The following is a 16,056-nucleotide window of genomic DNA, read 5'->3' on the forward strand; positions in this document are numbered from 1 at the left end:
ACCGTCATTCCGGGGCGCGCGTAGCGCGAGCCCGGAATCCATAGCCACCAGCCGGGGTTATGGATTCCGGGCCTGGCCCTTCGGGCCATCCCGGAATGACGAGGTGAGAGATTTGCGCACTCATCGCAGCACAATCACATCCTCGTCCGGTCTGTCGGCATAGAGCCGCTCCACCAGCGCGGCGCGGCGCTCGAGCCCGGCGCGCTGGTTGATGTAGCCCTTGTCGGTGAGCTCGTTGCCGTCGATCGAGGGCGGCTCGACCATCAGCATCGCGCGCGCAATCATGCGGCTGCTGGCCCCCTCGCATTCCCGGTTGTGCGCTTCCAGGCCGCGCCTGAAGCAGGCGATCACCTCGGGATGGCTCACGGCATCGGCAAAGCTCAGATCGGGATTGCCGACGAGCTGGCGGCAGGCATGCAAATTGGGCCAGGCCAGCAAACCGATGAAGGCGCGATCCTGCCCCGCGACCAGCGCGTCGTGCACCACAGGGGTCGCCGCGGCGATCGCATCGGTCCGCAGCGAGCCGACATGCACGAAAGTGCCGGTGGTGAGCTTGAAGTCTTCCACCACGCGGCCAGCGAAGATGATGCCTTGTACCGGATCGGTGTCGTCGACGAAGATGCCGGCATCGCCGATGCAGTAGAATCCTTCCTCGTCGAACATCTTCGTCGTAAGATCCGACTGGCCGAAATAGCCCGGCGTGACGTTGACGCCGCGCAGGCGCAGTTCGTATTTCGAGCCGCACGGCACCATCTTCAGCTCGACCCCGGGGAACGGCAATCCGATCAGGCCGACGCGCTCGGTGTCCCAATAGGTGCCGGTCGACGTTGGCGCGGTCTCGGTCGACCCCCAGCCGGTGTAGAACACGATGCGTTCACCGGTGGTCTTCACGGCGAGGGCCTGCATGCGCTCATAGAGATCGTCGGGCAGCCGCGCGCCGCCATAGGCCATGATCGAGAGATTCTTGAAGAAGGAGCGGCAGAGCGCGTCGTCCTTCTCCATCGCGGCCGCGAGCGCGGCGTAGCCGGCGGGCACGTTGGCGTAATAGGTCGGCGAGATCTCACGCAAATTGCGCAGCGTCTCGTCGAACTGGCCCGGCATCGGCCTTCCGTCGTCGATATAGAGCGTGCCGCCGTCGACCAGGATCGGGTGGAACGCCGCATTGCCGCCCATGGTGTGGTTCCAGGGCATCCAGTCCAGCATGGTCGAGATCGGGCCATTCGGATCGCGCGGCCGCACCTGCATCATCATCGCCGCATTGGCGCACATCATCTCCTGCGTGTTGATGACGGCCTTGGGCATGCCGGTCGAGCCCGACGTGAACAGCAGCTTGCCGACGGTCTGGGGTGTGATCTCCGCAATCGACGCTTCGACATCCGCCGTCACTGACGTTGCCGCGAGCTCGGCAAAGCTGACGCTCTCGATGCCGTCGCAGGGCCGCGCGACGTGAACCACGGTGACGCCGGTGAGATCGAGCGCCTTCAGCGCCTTCTCGAAGGTCGGGCCATCCTGCACCATCACGACAGCCGGCTTGATCAGGTCGAACAGATATTTCAGCTTGACGTGATCGTGGCTCATCAGCGAGTAGGCCGGCGAGACCGGAGCCGCTGGAGCGCGCGCCTGCATCGCGGCCTGCGTCATCAGCGCGTGCTCGATCGAATTGCCGGAGAGGATCGTGACCGGACGTCCCGCGAGCTTGAGATTGAGCAAGCCTTGCGTCAGCGCATCCACGGTGCGCTTGGCTTCGCCGTAAGACACCTTGCGCCATTCGCGGTTCGGACCGCCGCGCTGCGCCAGCCAGATGCGCTCGGGCGCTTCCTTCGCCCATTTCGCCAGCGACGCCGGAATGTGCTTCTCATAAGGCTGCAGCGGAATGCGCGACTTCAGCACCACAGTGCCGTCATTGCGGCGCTCGACCTCGATGTCGCGCGCGAGCCACTGGACCTTGCGAAAGGCGGGCTTCGTCATCACGGCCGCCGCGCTTCCACTCATTTTTGCGTCTCCCGGAATTATTGTCCTTTGCGGATCTTCGTCGTTCAGCGCTTGATATAGACAGGCTTTCGCTTCTCGAGGAAGGCCCTGATGCCTTCCGAAAACTCTTCCGAGCGGCTGCAAAGGACCTGGTTGCGATCCTCCATCGCGATCGCAGCTTCCAGCGATCCGGCATCGACGCTCATGTTGAGACATTCCTTGGACAGGCGCAGGCCCACTGGCGAGGCCGTCATCATCGCCTCGACGTAAGGCTCGGCCGCGTCATCCAGACCGTCCTCCTCGACGATTTCCGAGACGAGCCCGACCGCGAGCGCTCGCTCGGCGCCGATGAAGCGTCCGGTGAGGATCAGTTCCGATGCCACGGAGACGCCGACCAGCCGCGGCAGAAAATAGCTGGTGCCGATGTCGCAGCCGCCGAGGCCGAGCTTGATGAAGGCGCAGTTCATCCGCGCCGACCGCGTCGCGATGCGGATGTCGGAGGCCAGCGCCAGAGCAAAGCCGCCGCCGGCCGCCGCACCCTGCACCAGCGCCAGGATCGGCTGCGGACAACGCCGCATCAGCATCACGATGTCGGCGATGCGTCGCTGCGAATCCAGCGACTCCGTGACGCCGGGCGGCTCCTGCTGCCCGGCGCGGCGTTGCATCGCGTGCTTGAGATCGAGACCCGCGCAGAAATTCTTGCCGGCGCCCTTCAGCACGACGACGCGCGTGTCGCGATTGCGCTGCAGGCCTTGGAAATAATCGTTGAGCGCGTCGATCAGCGTGGGATCGAGTGCATTGAGACTGTCAGGACGATTGAGCGTCACCCGGTCGACGCCGTCGTCATGCTCGATCAGCAGCGGTTGGGACATGGGAGCCTCGTGCTTGCCGCGGGTCTCGGCGCCGATTGCTGCGCCCTCTCCCCTTGTGGGAGAGGGCATGTACATCGCTAGCCACATACTCGCTTGGGTAAGGGGTCTGTCTCCACAGATGAGATCTCGGAGAGAACCCCTCATCCGGCGCTTCGCGCCACCTTCTCCCACAGGGGGAGAAGGAAAGAAAAGAATTACCGCGGCGCCATGCGGATGGCGCCGTCGAGGCGGATGGTCTCGCCGTTGAGCATCGGGTTCTCGACGATGTGCACCGCGAGCATGCCGTATTCATTGGCGTCGCCGAGACGCGAGGGGTGCGGCACCTGGGCGCCCAGGCTCTTGCGGGCCTCTTCGTTCAAGCCCATCAGAAGCGGTGTGAAGAACAGGCCGGGCGCGATGGTGTTGACGCGGATCTTCTGGCTGGCGAGATCGCGCGCGGCCGGAAGCGTGAGGCCGACGACACCACCTTTCGAGGCCGAATAGGCGATCTGGCCGATCTGGCCTTCATAAGCGGCAACCGAAGCGGTGTTGATGATGACGCCGCGCTCTTCGCCGATGGGCTCCGCCGTGACGAGGCGCTCGGCGAACAGCCGCAGGCAGTTGAACGTGCCGATCAGGTTGACGTTGATGATGCGCGCGAACTTTTCCAGCGGGTAGACGCCGTCACGGCCGACGATGCGCTGCGAGCCGCCGATGCCGGCGCAGTTCATCAGCACCCGCGCGACGCCGTGCGCGGCTTCGGCCTTGGCGATCGCCGCCTTGATCTGCTCTTCGCTGGTGACGTCGGCATGAAGCGCGACGCCCTTCACCTCGGCCGCGACCTTCTCGGCGTTTTCCTTGCTCTGGTCGATCACGCCGATCTTGGCGCCCTTGGCAGCCATGGCGCGGGCGGTCGCGGCACCAAGGCCCGAACCACCGCCGGTGATGAGAACGGCTACGTCTTTCAACTGCATCGCTTGTACCTCTACCTTTTCCTTGGGCGTTTCTTCTCTGGACTTGGAGTTCGGCCGATTATCCGGCCGCGGCAGCTTCCTCGGCTTGCGTGAGGATGCCGCCGCAGATGAGCGTTTCCATGTGCTTGATGTATTGCCGGCAGACATCATCGGTGACCGGGCCGACGCCGGTCGCGCGGGACATCGCATGCCGGCCGAAGAACAGATGATCGCAGGCCCCGATCAGGCTGGTGTAGAACAGCACCGGATCGGTCTGCCGGAATTCGCCGCGGCTGACGCCTTCGGCGAGCAGGCGGCGGTGGAAATCCAGCAGCGGGGCGACGAAGAATTTCGAGACTTCGTCGGCGGAGCCCGCGCTGGTCTCGTGCAGCAGATAGTGGATCAGCCGGTTCATGTAGGGGAATCGGTGATAGGCGCGGATGATGCCGGCGATATGCAGCTTCAGCTTCGCCGTCGACGTGATCGGTTGCGCCAGCAGATATTCGAGATTCGACATCTCGGTCGCCGCATCCCGTGCAAGCAGCGCCAGCAGCAGGCCGTCCTTGTTGCCGAAGTGATATTTGACCAGCGCGGCGTTGGCGCCGGACTTCTGCGCGATATCGGAGAGCGATATCTCGATCGAGGAGCGTTCGATCATCAGCTCGCTCGCGGCCACCAGCAATTTCTCTGCCGTGGAATTTTTCCCGCCGGGGAGCCTGTTCGGTACGCTGGTAGCCACGGAGATCCCTGTTTTCGCCGCTTGAAGCGGGGTGCAGATAAGCCCAAGCAGCGCCTCATCACAAGAGTTAATTGATCGATTGACTAAACGATCTCCGATCCCTTAAATCCGACCCGACAACCAACCCAGTCAAAAATTCAGGGAGAGACCGACATGGCCGAGGCTTATATCGTCGCCGCTGCGCGCACCGCGGGCGGGCGCAAGGGGGGCCGCCTCGCCGGCTGGCATCCGGCCGATCTCGCCGCGAAGGTGCTGGACGAGCTGGTCGATCGCACCAAGGTCGATCCCGCCCTGGTCGAGGACGTGATCATGGGCTGCGTAATGCAGGTCGGCGAGCAGTCCAACAACGTCGCGCGCAACGCGATCATGGCCTCGAAGCTGCCGGAGAGTGTGCCGGGCACCTCGATCGACCGCCAGTGCGGCTCCTCGCAGCAGGCGCTGCACTTCGCCGCGCAAGCCGTGATGTCGGGCGCGATGGACGTCGTGATCGCGGCCGGCGTGGAATCGATGACGCGCGTGCCGATGGGCCTGTCGTCGCAGCTTCCGGCCAAGAACGGCTTTGGCAACTACAAGAGCCCGGGCATCGAGAAGAAGTATCCGAACATCGTGTTCAGCCAGTTCACCGGCGCGGAGATGATGGCCGAGAAGTACGGCCTCTCGAAGGACGAGCTCGACGAGTACTCCTACAACAGCCACCAGCGCGCGATCGCAGCGACGCAATCCGGTCACTTCAAGAAGGAGATCGTGCCGCTCGAGATCACCCGCGCCGACGGCAGCAAGGACACCCACCACATCGACGAGGGCATCCGCTTCGACGTCAGCCTCGACGGCATCAAGGGCGTCAAGCTGATCGCCGAGAACGGCAGGCTCTCCGCGGCCAGCGCCAGCCAGATCTGTGACGGCGCCTCCGGCGTCATGGTGGTGAACGAGAAGGGCCTGAAGCAACTCGGCGTCAAGCCGCTCGCGCGCGTCCACCACATGACCATGACGGGCGGCGATCCCGTGATCATGCTCGATGCTCCCTTGCATGCCACCAAGCGCGCGCTCGAGAAGGCCGGCATGAAGATCGGCGACATCGACCTGTTCGAGGTCAACGAGGCCTTCGCCTCGGTGCCGACCGCATGGCTGAAGACCACCGGCGCCGATCCTGATAGCCTCAACGTCAACGGCGGCGCCATCGCGCTCGGCCATCCGCTCGGCGGCTCCGGCACCAAGCTGATGACCACGCTGGTCCACGCCCTGCACCAGCGCGGCAAGCGCTATGGCCTCCAGACCATGTGCGAGGGCGGCGGCATGGCCAACGTGACGATTGTCGAGCGGCTGTAAAGCCGAGACGTCGTCCCACAAACAATGTCGTCCCGGACGAGCGCGCCACAAGCGCGCGCCGATCCGGGATCCATCGCCACAGGACTCCGTGGTTGTGCTGCGCCGGAGCTCCATCTCGTTTCAACAACCACGCCCTGTGGTTATGGATCCCGGCTTCTGCCGGGATGACACCTTCTTTGTTGCGAGACCTTCGCCATGACCCACCCCTCCATCCACGCCCTCACCACGCCCGACAAGATCGCCTACCAGATGGCCGGGACCGGCAAGGCGATCACCTATCGCGAGCTCGACGAGCTCTCGAACCAGGGCGCACATCTCTTCCGATCGCTCGGGCTAAAGGCCGGCGACCACATCGCGCTGTTGATGGAGAACCGCCTCGCCTTCATGGAGCTGTGCTGGGCCGCGCAGCGCAGCGGGCTCTATTACACCGCGATCAGCCGCTACCTGAAGCAGGACGAGATCGACTACATCATCGCCGATTGCGGCGCCAAGGTCGTGATTACCACGCCGAAGTGCGCCGACCAGATCAGGGGCCTGAACAAGGGCACCGCCGGCGAGCCGATCTTCTACATGATGGACGAGCCTCTGCCCGGCTTCCGCTCCTACGACAAGGAAGCCGCTGCGCAGCCGACCACGCCGATCGCGGACGAGGTCGCCGGCTACGACATGCTGTACTCCTCCGGCACCACCGGACGGCCCAAGGGCATCAAGAAGGCTTTCGAAGGCAACAGGATCGACGTGCCGAACGCCTTCCTGCGCGTGCTCTGCGCCGACATGTGCGGCATGAACGCGGAGAGCATCTATCTGTCGCCGGCGCCGCTCTATCACGCAGCTCCTTTGCGCTTCAACATGATGGCCACCGTGCTCGGCGGCACCTCCATCATCATGGAGCACTTCGATGCCGAGGAATTCCTGAAGCTGGTCGAGAAATACAAGGTGACGCAGTCGCAGCTGGTGCCGACCATGTTCGTGCGCATGCTGAAGCTGCCGGACGAGGTGCGCACGAAGTACGACGTTTCGACGCTGAAGGGCGCGATCCACGCCGCCGCGCCCTGCCCGGTCGACGTCAAGGCCAAGATGATCGAATGGTGGGGACCGATCCTGATCGAGTATTATGCGGGCTCGGAAGGCAACGGCGTCACGGTCTGCAACTCGCAGCAATGGCTGGAGCACCGCGGCAGCGTCGGCCGGGCCGTGGTCGGCAAGATCAAGATTCTCGACGAGAACGATGAGGAGCAGCCGGTCGGCGAGATCGGGACCGTCTATTTCGCCGACGCGCCCGCCTTCACCTATCACAATGATCCCGAGAAGACGAAGAAGGCTTACAACGCCAAGGGCTGGTCGACGCTGGGCGATGTCGGCTATCTCGACAATGACGGCTTCCTCTATCTCACCGACCGCAAGTCCTACATGATCATCTCGGGCGGGGTGAACATCTACCCGCAGGAGACCGAGGACGTGCTGATCACGCATCCTGAGGTCGCCGACGTCGCGGTGTTCGGCGTGCCGAACGAAGAGATGGGCGAAGAGGTGAAGGCGGTGGTGCAGCCCCACGACATGAGCCGCGCCGGCAAGGCGCTGGAGGCGGATCTGATCGCCTATTGCAAGACCCGCCTCTCCGCGATCAAGTGCCCCCGCTCGATCGACTTCGAAGCCGAACTGCCGCGCACGCCGACCGGCAAGCTGGTGAAGCGGCATCTGCGCGATCGGTATTGGCCGAAGACGGCGACGAAGATTTAGGACGAGCGCCTGCTCCCAACACCGTCGTGCCCGGGCTTGTCCCGGGCATCCACGTTCTTTGTGCTGCGAAGGAAGACGTGGATGGCCGGGTCAAGCCCGGCCATGACGCCGAGCAAGCTTTCGCAACCTCAATCAAACAAACTCGGCGTGTGGTTCACCAACGCGCCTTCGATCTCGAGCATCTTCAGCTTCGTCACCACGCCGCCGTTCGCCGAGAAGCCGCCGGGCTTGTTGCCGGCCGCCAGCACGCGATGGCAGGGCACGACGATCGGGCAGGGGTTGCGGCCGAGCGCCTGGCCGACGTCGCGCGACAGCTGGACGCCGCCGAGCTGCTTGGCGATGTCGCCATAGGTGATCGTCTTGCCCGGCGGAATGGTGCGGGCGATGTCGTAGACGCCGCGGTTGAACTCGGGCACGCCGTCGAGGTCGAGCGGAATGTCGATGAGGTCATCCGGCTCGCCCGCGAGCAGTTTCGTGATGCGGTCGATCGCCTGCTGCACCGCGGCGGTCGGCTCGGCTTCGCTGGCATCGGCGTGGCGCTGGCTGATGCGGGTGCGGATCTTCTGCTCGCCGCCCATCGGCAATTGCGTGCCGTTGATGCCGCGCGGGCCCCAGGCGATGGCGCACAGGCCGATCCGGGTATCGAACAGGGCAAAATGCTGGTCGGTCATGGCTAGGTTCCTGGCTTGCGTCTCGTGCAGGCCCCCACTTTCATCTCGCGGCAAATCTAGGCTTGGAAATAGTTGCGATCCACCCGGTTTCCGGGAATCTTGCACAGGAGTTCCAATTCCTCACGAGCCCTGAATGCAAAGCGTCCACGTCAACGGATACGACATGCCCTATCTCGACGTGGGCGAGGACAGAGGCCGTCCGCCGCTGGTCTGCGTGCACGGATCGCTCAACGACTTCCGTGTCTGGGGCTGCGTGCTCGGGCCGTTGACGCAGCGACACCGGGTGATCGCCGTCAGCCTGCGGCACTTCTTCCCCGAGCGCTGGGACGGCCTTGGTGACACCTATTCGATCACCCAGCATGTCCAAGACGTCATCGCTTTCATCGACGAGCTCGATCTCGGACCGGTCGACCTGATGGGACATTCCCGCGGCGGGCACATCTGCTTCCGCGTGGCGCAACGGCGGCCGGATCTGCTCCGGCGGCTGGTCCTGGCCGAGCCCGGCGGCGAGCTCGATGCGAGCCTCGATCCTGATTACGTCGGCGGCCCCTCTCCCCTGCTGGCGCGCTTCACGGCTTCCGCAGAGAAGATCGCTGCCGGCGATGTCGATGGCGGCCTCGCCGTCTTCGTCGATACGCTGGAGGGGCCCGGCACCTGGCCGCGACTGCCGGCGATGGTGAAGCAGAATCTGCGCGACAACGCCATGACGCTGATCGGCCAGGTCCGCGACAACCGCCCGCCGTTCTCGAAGGCGGATGCGGAGGCCATCAAGATGCCGACCCTGTTCATCCTGGGGGCGCGGACCAAGGGCCTGCTGCCGAAAGTGCTGCACGCGCTGGCCGCGCATGTGCCCTATTCCAAGACGGCGATCATCCCGAACGCGACGCATCCGATGTTCGAGCAGGCGCCGCAGAAATATTCCGAAGTGGTGCTGGATTTCTTAGCAGGTTGATTTTGGCGAGCTGACCCATGCAGACAATTCGCGTCAACGGTTACGACATGGCCTATCTGGAAGTTGGAAGCGGCCATCCGCTGGTCTGCGTGCATGGCACGCTCGGGGACTTCCGCACCTGGTATTCAGTGCTCGGCCCGCTGTCGAAGAATCATCGCGTGATCTCGGTCAGCCTGCGGCGCTTCTTCCCCGAGCATTGGGATGCGGTCGGCGACGACTACAAGATGGCGCAGCATGTTGCTGACGTGATCGCCTTCATCGAGCAGGTTGAGCCTGCGCCGGTCGATCTCATGGGCCATTCGCGCGGCGGGCATATCGCGTTTCGCGTCGCGCAGGCGAGGCCTGACCTGTTGCGCAAGCTGGTGCTGGCCGAGCCCGGCGGCGATCTCGACGCATCCCTGCCGGTGCCGGAAGGCACGCCCGCGCATCCGCCGCTGGCGGCCCGCACCGTGCGATCGGTCGAGATGATCCGCGCCGGCAATATCGAAGGCGCGCTACAGAATTTCTACGAAGGCATCGAGGGCGACGGCTCCTGGCGGCGCGTGCCCGCCGCGGCCAAGCAGCAACTGCGCGACAATGCGCTGACCTTCCTCGGCCAGATCAACGAGCAGCGCCGGCCCTACACCCTCAGCGACGCGCAGGCGATCAGAACGCCGACGCTGCTGATCGGCGGCGGCGCCACCACGGGCAGCCTGTCGGTGATGTGGCGCGTGCTGGCCGACCACATCGCCGGAGCCGAGACGGCGGTGATCCCGAACGCGGGCCACTGGATGTTCGAGCAGGCGCCGCTGGAGTTCGGTGAAGTCGTGAACAGGTTCCTGGCGAAGTAGGGGCGGCTGCCCGCCTCCAGACTTCGAAAACAACCCCATGCACAGTAGAAGGGCCTAGAGATATCAACGGCTTAGCGGAGGCCGAAAAGCCGCTTGAGCGGGATCTCGAAGGTTCGCCTTGACGCCCCAACCGTCCCGGCATACCTTCCGATACGGAATTCCGTATTCCGTACGAGGAGCCGCCGGCGTGATCCCTCTCGACCCGCTCCCGAATCTGATCGACCAGGTCTATGCGCGGATCCTGGAAGCGATCTCCGACCGCACGCTGCGCCCCGGCCAGCGCATCCGGCAGAACGAGCTCGCCGATAAGCTCGGCGTGTCGCGCCAGCCGGTCTCGCATGCACTGCATCTGTTGCACCGCCAGGGCTTGGTCGCCGAAAGCGGCCGCCGGGGATTTGAAGTCACCCAGCTCGATCCCGCGCGCATCCGCCAGCTTTACGAGGTACGCGGTGCCATCGACGCGCTGGCGGCCCGACTCGCCGCGGCGCGCGCAGGCACTGACGCGGCCGGACGCGCACGGCTGGAGGCGGCGCTTGCCGCCGGACGCCGCAGCGACCGCAACACGACGCTGGCCGAGCTCATCGCGCTCGATGTCGACTTCCACCGCGCGATCTATCAGCTCGCCGGCAATCCCGTGATCGAGGAAACGATCGCACCGCAATGGCCGCATATGCGGCGCTCGATGGCGACGGTGCTGTCCGAGCTCGATTATCGCGACAGCGCCTGGGCCGAACATGCCGACATCGCCGCACGCATTCTCGCCGGCGATGCGAACGGAGCCGAACGCGCAGCGCTGGCGCATGCGCAGACGGCGGGACGAATGACCGAGGAGAGATTGAGGGCGACGGACGAGGCAGCGGCGTAGCGGCAGGCGCCGTCATGCCCGGCCTTGTGCCGGGCACCCACGGTCTTTCTTGACGAGCCGCAAAGACGTGGATGGCCGGGTCAAGCCCGGCCATGACGAGAAAGAGAACAAATCAAAACAGGAGGACGACCCATGAAACTGTCTCAGGAGCAATTGGAGTTCTTCCACCGCGAGGGCTGGCTGTTTTTGCCCGAGTTGTTCGCCCAAGAGGAGGTCGATCTGCTGGCGCGCGAGGCGGTCGGCATCTACGACGCCAACCGGCCGGAGGTCTGGCGCGAGAAGAGCGGCGCGCCGCGCACGGCCTTTGCCGCACATCTCTACAACGAGGCCTTCGGACTCCTCGGCGCGCATCCGCGCATGATCGAGCCGGTCGAGCAGGTGTTCGGCGAGCCCGTCTACATGCACCAGTTCAAGATCAACGCGAAATCGGCCTTCACGGGCGACGTCTGGCAGTGGCACCAGGATTATGGCACCTGGAAGCGCGACGACGGCATGCCGGAGCCGCGCGCGATGAACATCGCGATCTTCCTCGACGAGGTGATGCCGATCAACGGCCCCTTGATGCTGGTGCCGCGCAGCCAGAATGCCGGCGACCTGGAGGCCTCGCATGACCTCGCCACCACCTCCTATCCGCTGTGGACGCTGGACGAGGACACCGTGACACGCCTCGTCGAGCAAGGCGGCATCGTGGCGCCCACCGGCAAGCCCGGCGGCATGCTAATGTTCCACGGCAATCTCGTGCATGGATCTGCCGGCAACATCACGCCCTACCCGCGCAAGATCGTGTACCTGACGCTGAACGCGGTCTCGAACCACATCCGCACGCCGACCCGGCCGGACTACATCGCGCATCGTGACTTCACGCCGATCAAGACCGTGGACGACGACGCGCTGCTGCGGCTCGCCCGTGCACCGCGTCAGGCGGCGGAGTAAGAGTAGGATCCGGTCCCGTGCCCCGGACGCAGCGCAGCACTCCCGGCGATGCGGAGCATCGTCCGGTGTGATGCGCTGCTGAGCCGGGGCCCAGGCCGCGCCGAATTCCCTGCACTGGGTCCCGGCTCTGCGGAGCAGCGCTGAAGAAGCGCTGCACCGCGTCCGGGACACAAGACTTATCGGATGACAACATGAACCTCTTCCGCCTCCTCCAGGCCCGCGCGTCCGCCGGCAAGCCGGTCCGAGTCGCGCTGATCGGCGCGGGCAAATTCGGCTCGATGTTCCTGGCGCAGGTGCCGCACACGCCTGGGCTGGAGGTGCCCATCATCGTCGACATCGACCGTGACCGCGCGCGTGAGGCCTGCCGCACCGTCGGCTGGAGCGCCGAGCGGATCGCCGCAACCATGTTCACCGATGACGGCGCGCGCGCCATTGCCGGCGGCACGATGGACGTGGTGGTGGAGGCGACCGGCAATCCTGCGGTCGGCATCAAGCATGCGCGCGCCGCGATCGCGGCCGGCAAGCATATCGTGATGGTGAATGTCGAGGCCGATGTTCTGGCAGGCCCCCTGCTCGCCGAGGAAGCGCGCAAGGCCAGCGTGGTCTATTCGCTCGCCTATGGCGACCAGCCGGCGCTGACCGCGGAGATGGTGGATTGGGCGCGGGCCACCGGATTCCGCGTCGTCGCTGCCGGCAAAGGCACGAAATATCTGCCGGCCTATCACGACGTGACGCCCGACGCCGTCTGGCAGCATTACGGCCTGACTGCGGGCGAGGCGCAATCGGCCGGCATGAATCCGCAGATGTTCAATTCCTTTCTCGACGGCACCAAATCGGCGATCGAGATGGCCGCGATTGCGAACGCCTGCGGCCTCGACGTGCCCACGGACGGCCTGCTGTTTCCACCCTGCGGCGTCGACGACCTGCCGCACATCATGCGGCCGCGCTCTCGCGGCGGCGTACTGGAGCGGTCCGGCGTCGTCGAGGTCGTCTCCTCGCTCGAGCGCGACGGCCGGCCGGTGTTTCGCGATCTGCGCTGGGGCGTCTATGTCGTGCTGGAGGCGCCGAACGATTATGCCGCCGACTGCTTCAGGCAATATGGCCTGAAGACCGACGCCAGCGGACGCTTCGCCGCGATGTACAAGCCCTATCATCTGATCGGGCTCGAGCTGAACATTTCGGTGCTGTCGGCCGCGCTGCGGGGCGAACCGACCGGGCAGGCCATTGGCTTCCGCGGCGACGTCGCAGCGGTGGCCAAACGCAATCTGCGCGCCGGCGAGATGCTCGACGGCGAGGGCGGCTATACGGTGTGGGGCAAGCTGGTACCGGCGGCTGCGAGCCTGAGGGCCGGCGCCCTGCCCATCGGACTAGCACATCGCGTGAAGCTGAAACATGACGTCGCCCATGGCGCGGTCGTGCGCTGGAACGATGTCGAATTCGACCCGGGCAACGAAACGGTGAAGACGCGCAAGGCAATGGAAGCCGCGTTCGCAGCGCAGCATTGACCGGCCTGCCGGCGCCTCAACCAAAGTGCGCTTGATTTGCGGTTCCCCTTTGGTCATGCTGACTGCGATCCGGGAATACTGAATTTCGGACAATAAGGAAACGTCGGCCACCGACGAAGACGAAAGCGGCGCCAAGACCGCGATCCCTCGTCGAGGACACGACATCACAGGAGGGAAACGCATGGAACGTCGTAAATTCCTGACGGCAGGCGGATTGGGCCTGGCCGCAAGTGCCGTTGCTTCGCCGGCTATCGCGCAGTCGATGCCCGAGGTGAAATGGCGGCTGACGGCGAGCTGGCCGAAATCGCTCGACACGCTCTATGGCGGTTGCGAATATTTCTGCAAGCGCGTCGCCGAGATCACGGACAACCGCTTTCAGATCCAGCCCTTTGCTGCCGGTGAAATCGTGCCGGGCCTGCAGGTGCTCGACGCGGTCTCCAACGGCACGGTCGAGATGGGCAACACTGCGCTCTATTACTATTGGGGCAAGAACCCGGCATTCACCTTCGGCACGTCGCTGCCCTTCGGTCTCAACACGCGCCAGCACATCTCCTGGCTGTTGTGGAACGGCGGTCAGGACATGCTCAACGATCTCCTGAAGGAGCACAATGCGGTCGGCGTTCCCACAGGCTCGACCGGAGCCCAGATGGGCGGCTGGTTTCGCAAGGAGATCAAGACCGTCGACGATCTCAAGGGCCTGAAGTTCCGCGTCGGCGGCTTCGCCGGCACCATCATTTCGAAGCTTGGTGGCGTGCCGCAGCAGATCGCGGCCGGCGACATCTATCCGGCGCTGGAAAAGGGGACGATCGACGCGGCAGAGTGGGTCGGGCCCTATGACGACGAGAAGCTCGGCTTCGTGAAGGTGGCAAAGTACTATTACTATCCGGGCTGGTGGGAAGGCACCGGACAGGGCCACAACATCATGAATCTGGAGAAATGGAACGCGCTGCCGAAACACTATCAGGCGGCGATCTCGACGGCATCGCTCGATACGTTCACCTGGGTGACCGGCAAGTACGACTCGGTCAATCCACCCGCCCTCAAGCGGTTGCTCGCTGCCGGCGCGATCCTCAAGCCCTTCCCGCAGGAGGTGCTCGAAGCCTGCTACGGCGCAGCCAACGAGATCTATGCTGGTCTCGCCAAGAGCAACCCGCATTTCGCCAAGATGTATGCGAGCCTCACCGCCTTCCGCAGCGAGTCGCTCGCCTGGATGCAGGTGGCCGAGCTCAGCTTCGACACCTTCATGATGCGGATGCGGACGAGGACGTAGTCGCATCGCGCTGCAAGCGACGAAACGACGAAAGCCCCGGAGATGTCTCCGGGGCTTTTTTGTGTTCATGGCGATACAGGTACACGAAAGCCTAGTGGTTCATCACAGTGATTTTGACTCTTTAGCGGTGGCTGGATAAGCGCGGCCGAGTTTGGCGCGGGCTTTGTCGGTTGTGAACATCCATTTGATGCTGGCTCGGGTTTTGTTTCGCCGCCGTTGCCATGCTGCGATCTCGTTTCGGAGCCTTTTGGGGTCGTCGATGCGGCGGCCGAGACACTGGCGCTGCAGCACGCTGATCTCGCACTCGACCATGTTGAGCCAACTGGCGTGTTTCGGAGTGAAGTGGAATTCGAGACGGCGCAGGATGCGTCGGGCCTCGGCGGGCGCGAAGGCCTCATACAGCGCCCCAGGTTTATGGATCGACAGATTGTCCTGCACGACACGGATGCAGGCGGCGTCGGGATAATGGACGTCGACGAGCTCACGCATGCATTGGGCGTAATCCACGGCGGCGCGGCGATCGGTGACCTTGACGTTGCGCCAGCCGCGATGCGGATCGAAGGTGACGAAGAGATTGACGGTGCCGTTGCGACGATACTCGTAATCGTATCGCTCGCGCTGTCCCGGTTGGGCCGCGACAGGCTGGCGCACCTCGCCGATCAGTTGGACGGGGGTCTCGTCGAAGCAAACCAGCGGCCGGGCGGGATCCGGCGTCTCGGCGTAGAGATCGAGCACGTCCTCCATGCGGGCGACGTATTCGCCATCGACATGAGGAATGCACCACATGTCCCTGCGCCATGGCTTGAAATCGTTCTCGGCCAGCCGGCGGCGCACGGTCTCGCCCGACAGGCTGTCGTGATCGGTGAGCTTGACCATCGTGTCGGCCAGAAGCGTCAGCGTCCAGCGTTTGTGGCCGGCGGGCGGCTTGGCGCATGCGGTCGCCACCAGCAGGGCCTCCTCCTTGCCGGTCAGCTTGCGCTCTGCGCCCGGACGCGGCTCCTCGCTCAAGGCCCGCTCCAGATTGCCTTCCACGAAGCGGCGCTTGGTCCGGCCGACGGTGGAGAGGCTGACTCTCACGGTCCGGGCAATCTCCTCGTCGCGGCCGCCCCTATCGGCCGCCAGCAAAATCTGCGCCCGCTTAAGCTTGCGGGCGGCGTGTTTGCCGCCACCGAGCATCGCCGTCAGTTCATCGCGCTCGGCTTGGCTCAATTCGACCCGATAACGTACATTCATGCTTTGCCTCCTTGTCGGAGGCCGGGACGAATCCAGCGATGAGTCAAAAATCAGGCGCGCACTTCACCGAAAAGCAGGGACATTACCTGGCCTTCATCCATACCTACGCCTACATGTTCGGACGCCCACCCGCCGAAGCCGACATCCAGCGCCACTTCCGCGTCAGCCCGCCTTCGGTCCACCAGATGATTGTCACCCTCGAACGAAACGGCTTCAT

At 64.5% G+C, this 16,056-nt stretch carries 15 protein-coding genes (1 of these 15 cut by a window edge); 9 read left to right on the forward strand and 6 right to left on the reverse strand.

The features are described 5' to 3' along the window. Positions 1 to 120 precede the first annotated feature (120 nt). The 4 genes from IVB23_RS17350 to IVB23_RS17365 form a co-directional block, all read right to left on the reverse strand. Positions 121 to 1,992 carry an AMP-binding protein gene (locus IVB23_RS17350; protein ID WP_247804426.1) on the reverse strand — a complete coding sequence of 624 codons (1,872 nt, stop codon included), beginning with the start codon at positions 1,990 to 1,992 and terminating at the stop codon, positions 121 to 123. Positions 1,993 to 2,036: 44 nt separating this feature from the next. Continuing rightward, entirely contained in the window at positions 2,037 to 2,843 is an 807-nt protein-coding gene (locus IVB23_RS17355) for an enoyl-CoA hydratase-related protein (RefSeq protein ID WP_197966010.1), read from the reverse strand. A 194-nt stretch (positions 2,844 to 3,037) separates the two neighbouring features. Next, a complete protein-coding gene (locus IVB23_RS17360) occupies positions 3,038 to 3,796 on the reverse strand; it encodes an SDR family NAD(P)-dependent oxidoreductase (RefSeq protein ID WP_024337318.1) in 759 nt (252 codons plus the stop codon). 58 nt (positions 3,797 to 3,854) lie between these two features. Next, complete coding sequence (locus IVB23_RS17365) at positions 3,855 to 4,457, reverse strand: TetR family transcriptional regulator (RefSeq protein WP_035707126.1); 603 nt, start codon at positions 4,455 to 4,457, stop codon at positions 3,855 to 3,857. Positions 4,458 to 4,667: 210 nt separating this feature from the next. On the opposite strand from IVB23_RS17365, the gene IVB23_RS17370 reads away from it, so the two are divergent. Beyond that, complete coding sequence (locus IVB23_RS17370; protein WP_061879188.1) at positions 4,668 to 5,840, forward strand: acetyl-CoA C-acetyltransferase; 1,173 nt, start codon at positions 4,668 to 4,670, stop codon at positions 5,838 to 5,840. A 195-nt stretch (positions 5,841 to 6,035) separates the two neighbouring features. After that, positions 6,036 to 7,580 (forward strand): acyl-CoA synthetase, encoded by a 1,545-nt coding sequence (locus IVB23_RS17375; RefSeq protein WP_247804427.1) that lies wholly within the window; start codon positions 6,036 to 6,038, stop codon positions 7,578 to 7,580. Between the two features lie 128 nt (positions 7,581 to 7,708). Here IVB23_RS17375 and IVB23_RS17380 read toward each other — a convergent pair whose 3' ends face one another. Next, positions 7,709 to 8,251, reverse strand: coding sequence for a methylated-DNA--[protein]-cysteine S-methyltransferase (locus IVB23_RS17380; protein ID WP_247804428.1), 543 nt, complete (start codon positions 8,249 to 8,251; stop codon positions 7,709 to 7,711). Between the two features lie 133 nt (positions 8,252 to 8,384). Between IVB23_RS17380 and IVB23_RS17385 the strand changes: the two genes are divergently transcribed. From IVB23_RS17385 to IVB23_RS17410, 6 genes are all read left to right on the forward strand, one after another. Beyond that, positions 8,385 to 9,203 (forward strand): alpha/beta hydrolase, encoded by an 819-nt coding sequence (locus IVB23_RS17385; RefSeq protein WP_247804429.1) that lies wholly within the window; start codon positions 8,385 to 8,387, stop codon positions 9,201 to 9,203. A gap of 17 nt (positions 9,204 to 9,220) precedes the next feature. Beyond that, on the forward strand, positions 9,221 to 10,033 hold the full coding sequence (locus tag IVB23_RS17390; protein ID WP_247804430.1) for an alpha/beta hydrolase: 813 nt from the start codon (positions 9,221 to 9,223) through the stop codon (positions 10,031 to 10,033). Between the two features lie 187 nt (positions 10,034 to 10,220). Then, entirely contained in the window at positions 10,221 to 10,898 is a 678-nt protein-coding gene (locus IVB23_RS17395) for a GntR family transcriptional regulator (protein ID WP_247804431.1), read from the forward strand. Positions 10,899 to 11,030: 132 nt separating this feature from the next. Further along, on the forward strand, positions 11,031 to 11,831 hold the full coding sequence (locus tag IVB23_RS17400; protein ID WP_247804432.1) for a phytanoyl-CoA dioxygenase family protein: 801 nt from the start codon (positions 11,031 to 11,033) through the stop codon (positions 11,829 to 11,831). Between the two features lie 191 nt (positions 11,832 to 12,022). After that, positions 12,023 to 13,336: a Gfo/Idh/MocA family oxidoreductase gene (locus IVB23_RS17405; protein WP_247804433.1), complete on the forward strand. Its 1,314-nt coding sequence runs from the start codon at positions 12,023 to 12,025 to the stop codon at positions 13,334 to 13,336. A 181-nt stretch (positions 13,337 to 13,517) separates the two neighbouring features. After that, entirely contained in the window at positions 13,518 to 14,606 is a 1,089-nt protein-coding gene (locus tag IVB23_RS17410) for a TRAP transporter substrate-binding protein (RefSeq protein WP_061879180.1), read from the forward strand. Between the two features lie 102 nt (positions 14,607 to 14,708). On the opposite strand, the gene IVB23_RS17415 is transcribed toward IVB23_RS17410, so the two are convergent. Continuing rightward, positions 14,709 to 15,839 carry an IS630 family transposase gene (locus IVB23_RS17415; RefSeq protein WP_247803920.1) on the reverse strand — a complete coding sequence of 377 codons (1,131 nt, stop codon included), beginning with the start codon at positions 15,837 to 15,839 and terminating at the stop codon, positions 14,709 to 14,711. 38 nt (positions 15,840 to 15,877) lie between these two features. On the opposite strand from IVB23_RS17415, the gene IVB23_RS17420 reads away from it, so the two are divergent. After that, positions 15,878 to 16,056 carry the 5' portion of a helix-turn-helix domain-containing protein gene (locus IVB23_RS17420; protein ID WP_247804434.1) on the forward strand. 172 nt of this gene lie beyond the right edge of the window, so 179 of the gene's 351 nt are visible here — the first part of the coding sequence; it begins with the start codon at positions 15,878 to 15,880; its stop codon lies off the right edge, out of view.

It is taken from the genome of Bradyrhizobium sp. 191, assembly GCF_023100985.1.
In the GTDB taxonomy this organism is placed as follows: Bacteria; Pseudomonadota; Alphaproteobacteria; order Rhizobiales; family Xanthobacteraceae; genus Bradyrhizobium; species Bradyrhizobium diversitatis.